This is a genomic window from Aeromonas veronii bv. veronii (assembly GCF_000820225.1).
Classification (GTDB): domain Bacteria; phylum Pseudomonadota; class Gammaproteobacteria; order Enterobacterales; family Aeromonadaceae; genus Aeromonas; species Aeromonas veronii.
The window spans coordinates 13,370-27,482 of record NZ_CDDK01000034.1 but is presented as its reverse complement, the minus strand read 5'-3'; the positions used below and the strand labels follow the sequence as shown (position 1 = coordinate 27,482).

Genomic DNA, 14,113 nt, shown 5'->3' with positions numbered 1-14,113 from the left:
GTTCGCTCTGGTTAGCGCTGACGTTCTTGGGCGCGCAGCTTGAGCTGCTTCGATTGCACGTGGAGGCTGGCACGAACCAGCAGTTCGCGGTCATCTTCGCGGATCCGCACATAGTCGAGCTGCACATGTGTGCCATGTTCACCGCCGTCGAGCTGTTTGACCTGGCCATAGCAGTAGATGGCGGCCGCCTCTTCCCGCAGGAATATCTTGAGGCGGACGATCTGGTGCAGGTGCGGCGCATCCCCGTGATCATGATAGGGGTGCAGGTAGGTGAGCTGGCCAGCCCCGAAGCGCAGGGTGTGGAAGCGCTGCTCCGGATGGTCCTGCAGGGAGAGCACATAGCCCATGATCATGTCGATCTTGCGGGACTGCTGATTGACGATCTCGATCAGATCGTGCATCGACTCGTTCTGGTTGCGCAGCAGGCGAGTGGTCACCAGATCGATGGAGGTAATGGCCGAAGAGATCCGAAAGGGCTCCGGCAGCTCAGCGTCCAGCTCCTCCAGAGAGGGGAGGTGGAAGTCGGCCGGCATGGGGATCACATTGACCGGCGTGGCATGAGTGACGCTGAAGAACTGTTCCTGCATGGAGGCTATCCCTTGTTGTCATGGACGGTTTCCCTTTATTATCCGGTATCTTATTTTGTTGGCAACGTACATATCCTTGAAGACCGGACTTTTTCAGCCCCTTTCGCTGGCCATCGGCCTGCGTTATGCAGGCTCGAAGCGCAGCAATCGCTTCGTCTCATTTATCTCCCTGTTCTCTACCTTTGGCATTGCCATCGGGGTTGCCGCCCTGATGGTGGTCATTTCGGTGATGAACGGTTTCGAAGGGCAGCTCAAAGGGCGCATCCTCGGGGTGATCCCCCATGTGGTGGTGACCAATCAGGCTGGCCGCATTGATGCAGACCCGCAAGGCTTGCCGGATCTGGCCAAATTACCCCATGTGGTTGCCTCGGCCCCCATGCTCGACAGCGAAGGGATGCTGCAAAGCCCCGGCCAGCTGACCGGGGTGAGCGTGCAGGGGATCGACCCTGCGAAGTGGCCCAAGGATGACATCCTCCACAGCCAGATGCTGGGGGGGCGCCTCGATACCCTGCAGGCTGGCCACTACCGCATCGTGCTGGGGCAGGGGGTGGCACGCCGCCTCAATGTTTCCATCGGCGATCAGGTTCGCCTGATCCTGACCGAAGGGACCCGCTTTACCCCGTTTGGCCGGGTACCGGCCCAGCGCCTCTTTACCGTCTCCGGCATCTTCGGGGTCGGCGCCGATGTGGATAACCAGATTGCGCTGATCGCGCTGGGGGATGCCCAGCGGCTGCTGCGCCTGCCGCCAGAAACCGTCGGTGGCATTCGCCTCTGGCTCGATGATCCCTTTGCCGCTGACGAGGTGATCAAGACGCCGCTGCCGGATGGGCTGCTGTGGCAGGATTGGCGCCGCGAGCGGGGCGAGCTGTTCCAGGCGGTCGCCATGGAAAAACGGATGATGGGGCTGATGCTGGTGCTGATCATCGCCGTCGCCACCTTTAACATCCTCTCCGCGCTGGTGATGGTGGTGACGGACAAGGAGGGCGAAGTGGCCATCCTGCGCACCATGGGTATGAGTGAATCAGGGATCGTCAAGATCTTTATGGTGCTTGGCGCCTCCAGCGGGGTGATTGGTGCCCTGTTTGGCGGACTGGCGGGCCTTGCGCTCTCCTTGGGTCTCAACCCTCTGCTCAATGCGGTGGGGCTCAACCTCTATATGGCGGCGGGCGGCAGTGGCCTGCCGGTCATTGTCGAGCCGGCTCAGGTCATCACCATCTTGCTGGGCGCCGTGCTGCTGAGCTTCAGTGCCACCCTCTATCCGGCGGCCCGCGCCGCGCGGGTGAAACCGGCCGAGGCGCTGCGTTATGAGTAATGCCGTGAATAATGCATCTTCTGTTGTGACTGGTGCCCCCGTAGTTGCGGGTGCCAGCGTTGTTACCGAGGCAAGTGGAGCCCCTGTTATGAATGAAGCCGTATCCCGTGAACCTCTGCTGCGCTGCCAGGCGCTCAATCATGTCTATAAAGAGGGGGAGCTGGAGACTCAGGTGCTTAAGGGGATCGATCTCTGTGTCGCGCCCGGTGAAATGCTGGCGGTGGTGGGGAGCTCGGGCTCCGGCAAGACCACTCTGCTGCATCTGATGGGGGCGCTGGACAACCCCTCCAGTGGCGCCGTGCTGTTCAAGGGGGAGGATATTCACCATTGGGACAGCCGTACCCAGGCCCGTTTTCGCAACCGCGAGCTGGGCTTTGTCTATCAGTTCCACCACCTGCTCTCCGAGTTCAGTGCGTTGGAAAATGCTGCCATGCCGCTGCTGATCGCCGGTGAGTCGGTGGCGGTTGCCACAGAAAAGGCAACCAAGATGCTGGGGCGGGTAGGGCTCTCCCATCGCTTGAATCACCGTCCCTCCGAGCTCTCCGGTGGCGAACGTCAGCGGGTGGCGATCGCCCGGGCGCTGGTCAACGAACCGAGTCTGGTGCTGGCGGATGAACCCACCGGCAATCTGGATCATGCCAGTGCCACTGCGGTGTATGAACTGCTGTGTGAACTGAATCGTGAACTGGGCACTGCGTTTGTGGTAGTGACTCACGACTTGAGCCTCGCGGCCAAGCTCCATCGCCGGGTGACCCTGGTGAGCGGCGTGATGGCGGAGGTTGCCTGATGTTCAAACCGCTGCCCCTCTTTCTGGGCCTGCGTTACAGCCGCTCCCGCCGTCGCAACGGGTTTATCGCCTTTATCTCTGCCTCTTCCTTGATCGGTATCGCCCTCGGGGTGATGGCGCTTATCCTGGGCCTCTCCGCCATGAACGGTTTCGAGCGGGAGCTTAAAGATCGGGTGCTCTCGGTCGTGCCGCAAGGTGAGCTGGACGCCGTCGAGCGGCCGCTGCCAGATTGGCCACGTCTGCGCGACTACCTGCTGGCTCAGCCGGGCGTTGAGGCGGCCGCGCCGGTCATTCGCCTCAATGGCCTTCTGGAGCATGGATCTGCCCTCAAGGGGGTGCAACTGCGCGCCGTGCTGCCCGATCTGGAAGCCAATCTGTCGGATGCAGGCAAATACATGACGGGCCGTGGTCTGCGTGAGCTGCAACCGGGTGAACGTGGGGTGATCTTGGGCAAGACCATCGCTGACAAGCTGGGGGTCAAGGTGGGGGACTCGGTCGCCCTGCTGCTGCCGCAAGGGGGCGATCAGGCCGGGATCAAGAATCCCCGGCGCGAAGCCCTGACCGTGGTGGGACTGCTGGAAATTGGCGGCCAGCTCGACGGTCTGCTCGGCTTTATGCATCTGGCCGATGCGCAAGCGATCACCGGCATGGGCAGCGATGTGGAGGGCTTCAGCCTGCGGGTGAGCGATGTGCTTAATGCACAAAATATTACGATCGCCGCGGCGCAGCAGTTCCCTCATCATGTTTACATCCGCAGCTGGATGAACAGCCAGGGCTACCTCTATCAGGACATCCAGATGGTGCGTACCGTCATGTATGTGGTGATGCTGATGGTGGTGGCCGTCGCCTGTTTCAACATCGTCTCCACTCTGGTGATGGCGGTGAACGAGAAGCGCAGCGAGATCGCCATCCTGAAAACCATGGGGGCGAGCCCCGGCCAGATCCGGCTCACCTTCGTCATTCAGGGGATGGTCAACGGCGTGGCCGGTGCCCTGCTCGGTGCCCTGCTGGGCGGGCTGCTTTCGAGCAAGCTGACCCAGATCCTGGGTGTCATCGAGAAGCTTATTGGCCACCGCTTCCTCAATCCGGATATCTACTTCATCGACTTTTTGCCGACCGAGTTGCATATGCAGGATCTGCTCATCGTGACGGGCGCCGCCATACTGATGAGTCTGTTGGCGACCCTCTATCCCGCCTGGCGGGCGAGCGGTCTGGTACCCTCCCGCGAGCTGGGCCACTGATGGGTTGCATCTAATGCGCCATAAATAACGAAGGGCCCGCTGGTGCAAACCGGCGGGCCCTTCTGTTTTCAGGTCATGTAGACTGGCTTAGTGAGCGTTAAGCTCATCAAGTGGCAGGGAGAAGCTGGCCACAAAGGTGTCGATAAAGTAGCGCATCTCCTCGCTCATCCGGGCTTCCAGCATGGCCTCGAGGCGCTTGCGAGCCGGTTCGAACTCCCGGTTGCCCGCGTTGATCTCCTCCAGACACTTGGTATAGGCGCAGAGGGTGTCGGCATCCTTGACCAGCCTGGCCAGCTCGTCATCCTGGGCTGCCGAATCGAGCAAGGGGCGAAAGTCATCGATCAGTTCTGGCGGCAGCATGCCAAGCAGACGCTGTTCGGCGGCCAGCTCTATCTTCTTGTACTCGCGGGCGATCTCGGGGTTGAAGTATTTGACCGGGGTGGGCAGATCGCCGGTCAGCACCTCACTGCTGTCGTGATAGAGGGCCATCACCGCGGCGCGGTCGGCATTCACGTTGCCGCCAAACAGCCGGTTTTTGATGATGCCGAGGGCATGGGCCACCATGGCCACCTGCAGGCTGTGCTCGGCAATGTTTTCCGGCTGGATGTTGCGCATCAGGGGCCAGCGGTAGATGAGTTTCATGCGGGCGAGATTGGCAAAAAAATGGCTGGGTAACATGATGGCCTCAACAAAAGAGAATAGAAAAGGGCAGACCCTAGTCTGCCCTTTTTTTCGTTGCAGGGCAGCGTCTGCCCGCGCATTTCCCGTGTTTAGCGGATATAGCGGCCCGATTCAGCCTCCTGGTTGGTCACAATCATCTGGCCGATAGGAGCCAGACTGATGAGTGCCAGCTTGAGGTGCTGGATACCGAACGGGATACCGATAATGGTTACGAAGCAGGCCAGCGCGGAAGCGATGTGGCCGATGGCCAGCCAGACACCGATCAGCACAAACCAGAGGATATTGCCAATCAGTCCCAGAGTGCCGGTGCCGATATCGCTCTGGCCGGTCATGGTCTTGCGATTGACGGCCTGCTTGCCAAACGGGAAGAAGGTAAAGGTGCCGATCACGAAGCAGGCTCGTCCCCAGGGGATGCCGACCAGCGAGATAAAGCAGACAAGACCGGCCAGCCACCAGGCCAGGCCCATAAAGACACCTCCCAGTACAAACCAGAGCAGATTGAACAAGAAGCGGAAAAAGGCCATGTGAGTGACTCCAGATCATCAATTTGGTTGCCACCATAACGAGGGAGGGGTAGGGACGCAATGGTTGATTGGCCCAATCGCCATTTGGCTGGTCAAATTGAGTCGCCGCCCGCAACGGTGGGCTGTTTTTCGGCGAAAGATGGGCAATAAAGCGGCGTTCGGATGAAAAAAGGTGAACAAACGCAAAATTATTGCCATCGGATAGTTGAAGTCGGGCTCCTCTCTCCCCATATAAAGGGCAGTTTTGCACGAATTGTGCTTGCACGCCGCTCAATGTGGGGGATGTGTGGCTCGACTCGACCAAAGTGCGCCGCTATAATGCCGCGTCATATTTTCTCATCACAAAGACATATCGTTGTCTTTATAAACAGGAAGACTCCGGGCTTTGCCCAGGGGCAATAAAGGGTCAGCACACAGTGCTGAGTTGAACGAGGTAGAAGAATGCAAGTTTCTGTAGAGACAACCCAGGGTCTGGAACGCCGTCTTACCATCACTGTACCGGCCGCTACCGTAGACGCCGCTGTGCGTAAAGAATTGAATGGCCTGGCCAAAACTCGTCGCATCGACGGTTTCCGTCCTGGCAAGGCTCCGGTTGCCATCATCAAGAAGATGTTCGGCGCCATGGCTCACGCCCGCGTTGCTGATGAAATGATGCAGAGCAACTTCATCAAAGCCATCATCGAAAACAAACTGAGCCCGGCCGGTGCCCCGACCATGGATCCGAAAGAGATCAAAGAAGGTCAGGATTTCGAATTCACCGCCACTTTCGAAGTGTATCCGGAGTTCGAAGTTGCAGGTCTCGAGACCATCAAGGTCGAGAAGCCGGTTGCGACCGTGAAGGATGAAGATCTGGCCAACATGATCGACACCCTGCGCAAGCAGCACGCTACCTGGGCTGATGCCGATGTTGCCGCTGCCAATGGCATGCGTGTGACCATGGACTTCGTCGGTTCCATTGACGGTGAAGAGTTCGATGGCGGCAAAGCTGAAGGCTTCAACCTGGTGCTGGGCGCTGGCCGCATGATCCCGGGCTTCGAAGACGCCATCCTGGGCAAGAAAGCGGGCGACGAGTTCACCATCGAAGTGACCTTCCCGGCTGACTACCACGCTGAAAACCTGAAAGGCAAAGAAGCCAAGTTCGCTTCCAAGCTGATCAAGGTTGAAGAGCAGATCCTGCCTGAGCTGACCGAAGAGTTCGTGAAGCGTTTCGGTATCGAAAGCGGTTCTGTTGAAGAGCTGAAAGCCGAAGTGCGCAAGAACATGGAGCGCGAACTGGCTCAAGCCCTGAAAAACAGCGTGAAAGAGCAGGTTCTGAACGGTCTGGTTGAAGCCAACCAAATCGACCTGCCGAAAGCTGCCGTTGCTCAAGAGATCGACGCACTGCGTCAGCAGGCTCTGCAGCGTTTCGGTGGCTTCCAGGGCGGCAACGCTCCCGAGCTGCCGGCTGAACTGTTCCAGGCTCAAGCCGAGCGTCGTGTACGCGTAGGCCTGCTGCTGGGTGACGTGATCCGTACCAACGAGATCAAGGCTGACGATGCCCGTGTAAACAGCATCATCGAGTCCATGGCGACTGCCTACGAAGATCCGAAGGAAGTGATCGAGTACTACCAGAAGAACGAACAGATGCTGAACGGCGTTCGTAACCTGGCAGTAGAAGATCAAGCTATCGACCTGATCCTGTCCAAAGCGCAAGTGACCGAAAAAGAAGTTGCCTTTGACGAAGTGATCAACAAGTCTGGCGCCGCTGCCTAAGAACATTTGACTTAAGGTCAAGACTGTTAAGTATAATGGCTCGTGTGATCTCCACTCGGGCCATTTTATTTTAGGGACAATGCCTTATGTACAAGAACTATAACGATATGACCGATTCTCCCAGCAATGCGCTGGTCCCCATCGTGGTCGAACAGACTGCCAAGGGTGAACGTTCCTACGATATTTACTCCCGTCTGCTGAAAGAGCGGGTGATCTTCCTGACTGGTCAGGTTGAAGATCACATGGCCAATCTGGTGGTTGCCCAGTTGCTGTTCCTCGAGTCCGAGAATCCGGACAAGGACATCTATATCTACATCAACTCGCCGGGTGGTTCGGTGACTGCGGGCATGTCCATCTATGACACCATGCAGTTCATCAAGCCGGATGTCAGCACCGTCTGCATGGGGCAGGCCTGCTCCATGGGTGCCTTCCTGCTGGCCGGTGGCGCCAAGGGCAAGCGTTTCTGCCTGCCTAACGCCCGCGTGATGATCCACCAGCCGCTGGGTGGCTTCCAGGGTCAGGCATCTGATATCCAGATCCACGCCCAGGAGATCCTGAAGATCAAAAATACCCTGAACGAGCGCCTGGCGTTCCACACCGGTCAAGACATGGCTACTATCGAGCGTGACACCGATCGTGACAACTTCATGTCCGCCGAGCAGGCCGTGGCCTATGGTCTGGTAGACGGTGTCCTGAGCCAGCGTAGCTGAGCAGGGTGTCCCGGTCTGTTGTAAACTCAACAGGCCGATCCATCCTCTATTGATAAAACGAGGTTGCTGAATGACAGAGAAACGCAAGGGTGAGGGTGATAAGCTGCTCTACTGCTCTTTTTGCGGCAAAAGCCAGCATGAAGTGCGCAAGCTGATCGCTGGCCCTTCCGTCTACATATGTGATGAGTGCGTCGAGCTGTGCAACGACATCATCCGCGAAGAGATCCGCGAGATCTCGCCCAAGCGCGATGGTAACGAGCTGCCGACCCCTCATCAGATCCGCGCTCATCTCGATGACTATGTGATCGGGCAGGAGTACGCCAAGAAGGTGTTGGCCGTTGCCGTCTACAACCACTACAAGCGTCTGCGCAACAGCGGCGAAAACAGTGGTGTGGAGCTCGGCAAATCCAACATCCTGCTGATTGGCCCGACCGGTAGCGGCAAGACCCTGCTGGCCGAGACTCTGGCTCGTCTGCTGGATGTGCCGTTCACCATGGCCGATGCGACCACCCTGACCGAAGCCGGTTATGTGGGCGAGGACGTGGAGAACATCATCCAGAAGCTGCTGCAAAAGTGCGACTACGACGTAGAGAAAGCCCAGCGTGGCATCGTCTACATCGACGAGATCGACAAGATCTCCCGCAAGTCGGACAACCCCTCCATCACCCGCGATGTCTCCGGGGAAGGGGTACAGCAGGCCCTGCTCAAGCTGATCGAAGGGACCATTGCTTCCGTGCCGCCGCAAGGTGGTCGCAAGCATCCGCAGCAGGAGTTCTTGCAGGTTGATACCTCCAAGATCCTCTTCATCTGTGGCGGTGCCTTTGCCGGTCTGGACAAGGTGATCGAGCAGCGTTCCGTGAAGGGAACCGGTATCGGTTTTGGCGCCGAGGTGAAATCCAAGGATGCCAAGGCCACCCTGAGCGAGACCTTCGCCAAGGTAGAGCCGGAAGATCTGATCAAGTATGGTCTGATCCCCGAGTTCATCGGCCGTCTGCCGGTGGTCGCGACCCTGACCGAGCTGGATGAGTCTGCCCTTATCCAGATCCTGAAAGAGCCGAAAAACGCGCTGACCAAACAGTACGCGGCGTTGTTCGATCTGGAAGGGGTTGAGCTGGAGTTCCGTGACGACGCACTCAACGCCATTGCCCGCAAGGCGATGGAGCGTAAAACCGGTGCTCGTGGTCTGCGTTCCATCGTGGAAGCCGTGCTGCTGGATACCATGTATGACCTGCCTTCTCTGGAAGGGGTCAGCAAGGTGGTGATCGACGAGACCGTGATCAAAGGGGACTCTGCGCCCTTGATGATCTACGAAAATCCCGAAACTCAGGCTGCTGCATCAGAGTAAATGTCTGATTTTTAATCAAATGGAAGGGGCTTTTTGCCCCTTTCATGCTTTTTACGGTTTCGGCGATTGAATCTCATCTCAGCGCCCCCATATACTCAGCCAAGCGCTTTGCCAACGGTATAACAAGCCGAGAGGACATATATGAACCTAGAGCGTTCAGAACGCATCGAGATTCCCGTCCTGCCTCTTCGTGACGTGGTGGTTTATCCCCACATGGTCATTCCACTCTTTGTGGGGCGGGAAAAATCCATTCGCTGTCTGGAAGCGGCCATGGAGCAGGACAAGAAAGTTCTGCTGGTGGCCCAGAAGGATGCGTCAACCGATGAGCCAACGGTGGAGGAGATCTTCACCGTCGGGACAGTGGCCAATATTCTGCAGATGCTCAAGCTGCCGGACGGCACCGTCAAGGTGCTGGTAGAGGGGGGACAGCGTGCCCGCCTGGAGCGGATGATCGACGACAAGGATTTCTTTGTCTGCGAGGCCCAGTACATCCCCTCCCAAGCCATTGAGGAGAAGGATCAGGAAGTACTGGTTCGCTCCGCCATCGGCCAGTTTGAAGGCTATATCAAGCTCAACAAGAAGATCCCGCCCGAGGTACTGACCTCGATCTCGGCGATCGACGATGCTGCGCGTCTGGCTGACACCATGGCGGCCCACATGCCGCTCAAGTTGGAAGACAAGCAGAAGGTGCTGGAGATCGTCTCGGTTTCCGAGCGCATCGAATTCCTGATGGCGATGATGGAGTCGGAAATTGACCTGCTGCAGGTCGAGAAGCGCATCCGTACTCGCGTCAAGAAGCAGATGGAAAAGAGCCAGCGCGAGTATTACCTCAACGAGCAGATGAAGGCCATCCAGAAAGAGCTGGGTGAGCTGGAAGATAGCCCGGATGAGTTTGAAGCCCTCAATCGCAAGATTGAAGAGGCTGGCATGCCGGAAGATGCCCGTGAAAAGGCCCAGGCCGAGCTTGCCAAGCTGAAGATGATGTCTCCCATGTCCGCCGAGGCTACCGTGGTTCGCAGCTATGTGGACTGGATGGTACAGGTGCCGTGGAAGGCGCGATCCAAGGTCAAGAAAGACCTTGGCAAGGCGCAAGAGGTGCTGGATGCCGATCACTATGGCCTCGAGAAGGTCAAGGATCGCATCCTCGAATATCTGGCGGTACAGGCGCGGGTGAACAAGCTCAAGGGCCCCATCCTCTGTCTGGTTGGGCCTCCCGGTGTGGGCAAGACCTCGCTGGGCCAATCCATCGCCAAGGCGACAGGCCGCAAATATGTGCGGATGGCTCTGGGTGGGGTGCGTGACGAAGCGGAGATCCGCGGTCACCGCCGTACCTATATCGGTTCCATGCCCGGCAAACTCATCCAGAAGATGGCGAAAGTCGGCGTGAAGAACCCGCTGTTCCTGCTCGACGAGATCGACAAGATGAGCTCGGACATGCGTGGCGATCCCGCATCCGCCTTGCTGGAAGTGCTGGATCCGGAACAGAACAACAGCTTCAACGATCACTATCTGGAAGTGGATTATGACCTGTCGGACGTCATGTTCGTGGCCACCTCCAACTCCATGAACATTCCGGGTCCCTTGCTGGACCGGATGGAAGTGATCCGTCTCTCCGGTTACACCGAAGATGAGAAGCTCAACATTGCCAAGCAGCATCTGGTTGCCAAGCAGATCCAGCGCAACGGCCTGAAAGAGTCCGAGATCACCATCGAAGATTCTGCCCTGGTTGGAGTGATCCGCTACTACACCCGCGAGGCGGGTGTGCGGAGTCTGGAGCGCGAGATCTCCAAGATTTGTCGCAAGGCGGTCAAGCGTATCCTGCTGGACAAGAGCATCAAGCATGTTCAGGTCAATCAGGAGAACCTCAAGGAGTTCCTCGGGGTGCAGCGTTTCGATTACGGCAAGGCCACCGACCAGAACCAGGTGGGTCAGGTGTGTGGTCTGGCGTGGACCGAAGTGGGGGGCGATCTGCTCACCATCGAGACCACCAACATGCCGGGCAAGGGCAAGCTCACTTATACCGGTTCCCTCGGTGACGTGATGCAGGAGTCCATCCAGGCGGCCATGACGGTCGTACGGGCCCGTGCCGAGAAGCTGCGCATCAACGCCGACTTCTACGAGAAGCGCGATATCCACGTGCACGTACCGGAAGGGGCAACCCCGAAAGATGGCCCGAGCGCCGGTATCGCCATGTGTACCGCCCTGGTCTCCAGCTTGACCGGTAATCCGGTTCGTGCTGATGTGGCGATGACAGGGGAGATCACCTTGCGCGGCGAAGTGCTGCCCATCGGTGGTCTCAAGGAGAAGTTGCTGGCAGCCCATCGTGGCGGCATCAAGCGAGTGCTTATTCCGAAAGAGAACGAGCGTGACCTTGAGGAGATCCCGGCAAACGTCAAACAAGACCTTGAAATTTATCCGGTTCGCTGGATTGACGAGGTGCTGGAATTGGCGTTGCAGGACAATCCACAGGGGTTTGAGCGCGTTTCTGTCGTGTAAATGTTGATGCGCCGCAAATTTGGCGCATTCGGCGGGTGGTTAAGGCTTGCATGCGCCCGATAACGGAAGTAGCCTTGACCACCGATCGGGTACTCGTGATGAGTCGCAATGCGTTGTGTGGCGCGGGTTTGCGCCAGATTGTCACTTGCAACTGATCAGGAGGCTTGCTATAAAACCTCCACTTGTTGTGGCCAGGGAAATCAGCGCCGCAGCGGTGTTTGATAAAAGGGGAATATAAGAGTGAATAAATCTCAACTGATTGACAAGATTGCAGACGGTGCCGATATCTCCAAAGCTGCCGCTGGCCGTGCGTTGGATGCCTTCATTGATGCTGTTGGTGAAGCGCTGAAAGAGGGTGACCAGGTTGCTCTGGTTGGTTTCGGTACTTTCGCTGTACGCGAGCGTGCTGCCCGTTCAGGCCGTAACCCGCAGACTGGCGCGACCATCGAAATCGCTGCTGGTAAAGTTCCTGCCTTCAAAGCCGGTAAGGCCCTGAAAGACGCTGTTAACTAAGTCGGTCGCTGATATCCGTCGGCTACCGTCCTTGGTCGCAGACCAGACAAGTTAGAGAGTCTTCTCTCATACTGATTGACCAAGGCGCATCGCAATCGGTGCGCCTTTTTATTGTTTACGCCCATCGAGTTCGGGAGCATAAGTACAAACATGATGTTGGATAAACTACGCGAAGGGGCGCAGGGCAAGGTAGCCAAGGTTATCTTGGGCCTGATCATCCTCTCCTTTGCCTTGGCTGGTGTAGGTAGTTACCTGAACGGCCCGGCCCGTACCGCCCCCGCCACCGTCAATGGCACCGAGATCAGTGCTGCGGCACTGGAAAATGCCTACCGTAACGAGCGCGCCCGCATGGAATCCCAGATGGGAGAGGCATTCAGCCAGCTGGCCGCGAACCCCGATTACATGAAACAGTTCCGTCGCGGTGTGCTGGATCGCCTGATCGATCAGGCGCTGCTGGACAGCAAGGCCCGTGAACTGGGTCTGCGTATCAGTGACGAACAGATCAAGCAAGCCATCGTGGCCATGCCGGAGTTTGCCGAGAACGGCAAGTTCAACAATGACCGCTATCTGCAGCTGATCCGTCGTGCCGGCATGACTCCTGAAATGTTCCGTGACTCCCTGCGTCAGGACATGGTGCGTCAACAGTTGATGAGCGCCCTGCTGGGCACCGAATTCTCCCTCAAGGGTGAAGCGGAGCAGCTCGACAAGCTCTACAACCAGACTCGCGATCTGCGTCTGGTGCGTCTGGCTGCTGCCAACTACATGGCTGACGTTCAGGTCTCCGACAACGAGCTGGAGCAGTACTACAAGACCAATGGCGCCCGTTTCATGAACGACGAGCAGGTCAAGGTCGACTATCTGCTGCTGGACGCTGCCAACCTCGCCAAGGATATCAAGGTCACCGAGCAGGATGCCCAGGATTACTACGATCAGCACCAGGATCTGTTCCAGCGTGCCGAGCGTCGCCACGTGGCTCACATCCTTATCCCGTTTGGCAAGGATGAGAAAGCGGCCGAGCAGAAAGCAGAAGCCGTGCTGGCCAAAGCCAAGGCGGGTGATGATTTCGCTGCGCTGGCCAAGGCTGACTCTTCCGATACCTTCTCTGCCAAAAAAGGCGGCGAGCTGGACTGGTTCGAGAAAGGGGTGATGGATCCGGCCTTCGAGAAAGCCGCGTTCGCCCTGAACAAGGCTGGCGATCTCTCCACCGTGGTGAAGAGCCCATTCGGTTTCCACATCATCAAGCTGCTGGGGGTTGAAGCAGCCCAGACCAAGCCGTTTGCCGATGTGAAAGAAGAGACCATCACTCGTCTGCAAGCTGACAAGGCCAAGGAGAAGTTCTTCGCCGAGCAGCAGAAGATGGCTGACAGCAGCTTCGAAAACCCGGACTCGCTGGATCTGACCGCTGATGCCATGGGGATGAAGGTTCAATCTTCCGATTTCTTCACCCAGGCGACTGCTCCGGCTCCGCTGAACGATCCCAAGGTGCTCTCCGTGGCGTTCTCCGAACAGCTGCGCGATGACAATACCAACTCCGATGTGATCGAGCTGGCTGACGGCAAGGCGCTGGTGCTGCACATCACTGGTCACAAGCCCAAAGCGGTAAAGCCGCTGGCCGAGGTGAAAGAGCAGGTGATTGCCGCCATCAAGCATGACAAGGCGAGCGAAGTGGCCCGTGGCAAGGCCCAGGGCCTGCTGGACAAGCTGAAGGTCGGTGAGAGCATCACCGCCGATCTGACAGCACTCGGTCTGAAAGTGGAGACCCACAAAGGGGTTGCCCGCTTCGATCGCGAGCTGGATCAGAACCTGATTGCCCAAGCGTTCACGCTGCCCCATCCGATCGACGGCAAGCCGAGCGTGGCTCTGGTTGCCGAGACCAATGGTGACCGCGTTGTGGTTGCGCTGGACAAGGTCAACGTCCCTGCCGCCGCATCCGGCATGGCCGCCATGCTGCAAGCTCAGCTGGGTCAGGGCAAAGCCCAGGTGGATTACAAGTCTCTGATCGACGAGCTGCGCAAAGCGGCCAAGATCGAGTACTTCAGCAGTGTGGAAGCGAACGTCGAGTAATCGGCACTGCGCAATCCATTGAAAACGGCTCCTTGATGGAGCCGTTTTTTTATCTGTGGGCAAGAGGGGGGGATATTTAAGCTCTGCTCTCTGCTCTCTGC

12 protein-coding genes are annotated in these 14,113 nt (G+C 57.9%); 9 read left to right on the top strand and 3 right to left on the bottom strand.

Annotated elements, in window-relative coordinates:
• Positions 1–11 precede the first annotated feature (11 nt).
• A complete protein-coding gene (locus tag BN1139_RS15120; protein WP_005351323.1) occupies positions 12–587 on the bottom strand; it encodes a hypothetical protein in 576 nt (191 codons plus the stop codon).
• A gap of 76 nt (positions 588–663) precedes the next feature.
• Here BN1139_RS15120 and BN1139_RS15115 point away from each other — a divergent pair, with 76 nt between their 5' ends.
• The 3 genes from BN1139_RS15115 to lolE all read left to right on the top strand — a co-directional run bounded on the left by BN1139_RS15115 (position 664) and on the right by lolE (position 3,927).
• Positions 664–1,899 (top strand): lipoprotein-releasing ABC transporter permease subunit, encoded by a 1,236-nt coding sequence (locus BN1139_RS15115; protein ID WP_005345085.1) that lies wholly within the window; start codon positions 664–666, stop codon positions 1,897–1,899.
• 88 nt (positions 1,900–1,987) lie between these two features.
• Positions 1,988–2,686, top strand: coding sequence for a lipoprotein-releasing ABC transporter ATP-binding protein LolD (gene lolD, locus BN1139_RS15110; RefSeq protein ID WP_005336988.1), 699 nt, complete (start codon positions 1,988–1,990; stop codon positions 2,684–2,686).
• Positions 2,686–3,927, top strand: a complete 1,242-nt coding sequence (lolE, locus tag BN1139_RS15105) for a lipoprotein-releasing ABC transporter permease subunit LolE (RefSeq protein ID WP_005351325.1) — start codon at positions 2,686–2,688, stop codon at positions 3,925–3,927. The genes lolD and lolE overlap by 1 nt, the downstream gene beginning before the upstream one ends.
• 87 nt (positions 3,928–4,014) lie before the next feature.
• On the opposite strand, the gene yfbR is transcribed toward lolE, so the two are convergent.
• Together yfbR and BN1139_RS15095 are read right to left on the bottom strand one after the other, a co-directional pair.
• Complete coding sequence (gene yfbR, locus BN1139_RS15100) at positions 4,015–4,605, bottom strand: 5'-deoxynucleotidase (protein WP_005351327.1); 591 nt, start codon at positions 4,603–4,605, stop codon at positions 4,015–4,017.
• 92 nt (positions 4,606–4,697) lie between these two features.
• The gene (locus BN1139_RS15095) at positions 4,698–5,132 is read right to left on the bottom strand and encodes a YccF domain-containing protein (protein ID WP_005336982.1); all 435 of its coding nucleotides are present in this window, start codon (positions 5,130–5,132) and stop codon (positions 4,698–4,700) included.
• A gap of 441 nt (positions 5,133–5,573) precedes the next feature.
• On the opposite strand from BN1139_RS15095, the gene tig reads away from it, so the two are divergent.
• From tig to ppiD, 6 genes are all read left to right on the top strand, one after another.
• The gene (tig, locus tag BN1139_RS15090; protein WP_005345092.1) at positions 5,574–6,884 is read left to right on the top strand and encodes a trigger factor; all 1,311 of its coding nucleotides are present in this window, start codon (positions 5,574–5,576) and stop codon (positions 6,882–6,884) included.
• A gap of 86 nt (positions 6,885–6,970) precedes the next feature.
• The gene (gene clpP / locus BN1139_RS15085) at positions 6,971–7,594 is read left to right on the top strand and encodes an ATP-dependent Clp endopeptidase proteolytic subunit ClpP (RefSeq protein WP_005336979.1); all 624 of its coding nucleotides are present in this window, start codon (positions 6,971–6,973) and stop codon (positions 7,592–7,594) included.
• Between the two features lie 70 nt (positions 7,595–7,664).
• On the top strand, positions 7,665–8,939 hold the full coding sequence (gene clpX / locus BN1139_RS15080; RefSeq protein ID WP_005336977.1) for an ATP-dependent protease ATP-binding subunit ClpX: 1,275 nt from the start codon (positions 7,665–7,667) through the stop codon (positions 8,937–8,939).
• A gap of 141 nt (positions 8,940–9,080) precedes the next feature.
• Positions 9,081–11,435, top strand: a complete 2,355-nt coding sequence (gene lon / locus BN1139_RS15075) for an endopeptidase La (RefSeq protein WP_005336976.1) — start codon at positions 9,081–9,083, stop codon at positions 11,433–11,435.
• A 240-nt stretch (positions 11,436–11,675) separates the two neighbouring features.
• Positions 11,676–11,948: a nucleoid-associated protein HU-beta gene (gene hupB, locus BN1139_RS15070; protein WP_005315375.1), complete on the top strand. Its 273-nt coding sequence runs from the start codon at positions 11,676–11,678 to the stop codon at positions 11,946–11,948.
• 150 nt (positions 11,949–12,098) lie between these two features.
• Positions 12,099–14,012 (top strand): peptidylprolyl isomerase, encoded by a 1,914-nt coding sequence (gene ppiD, locus BN1139_RS15065; RefSeq protein ID WP_005351338.1) that lies wholly within the window; start codon positions 12,099–12,101, stop codon positions 14,010–14,012.
• Positions 14,013–14,113: the final 101 nt, after the last annotated feature.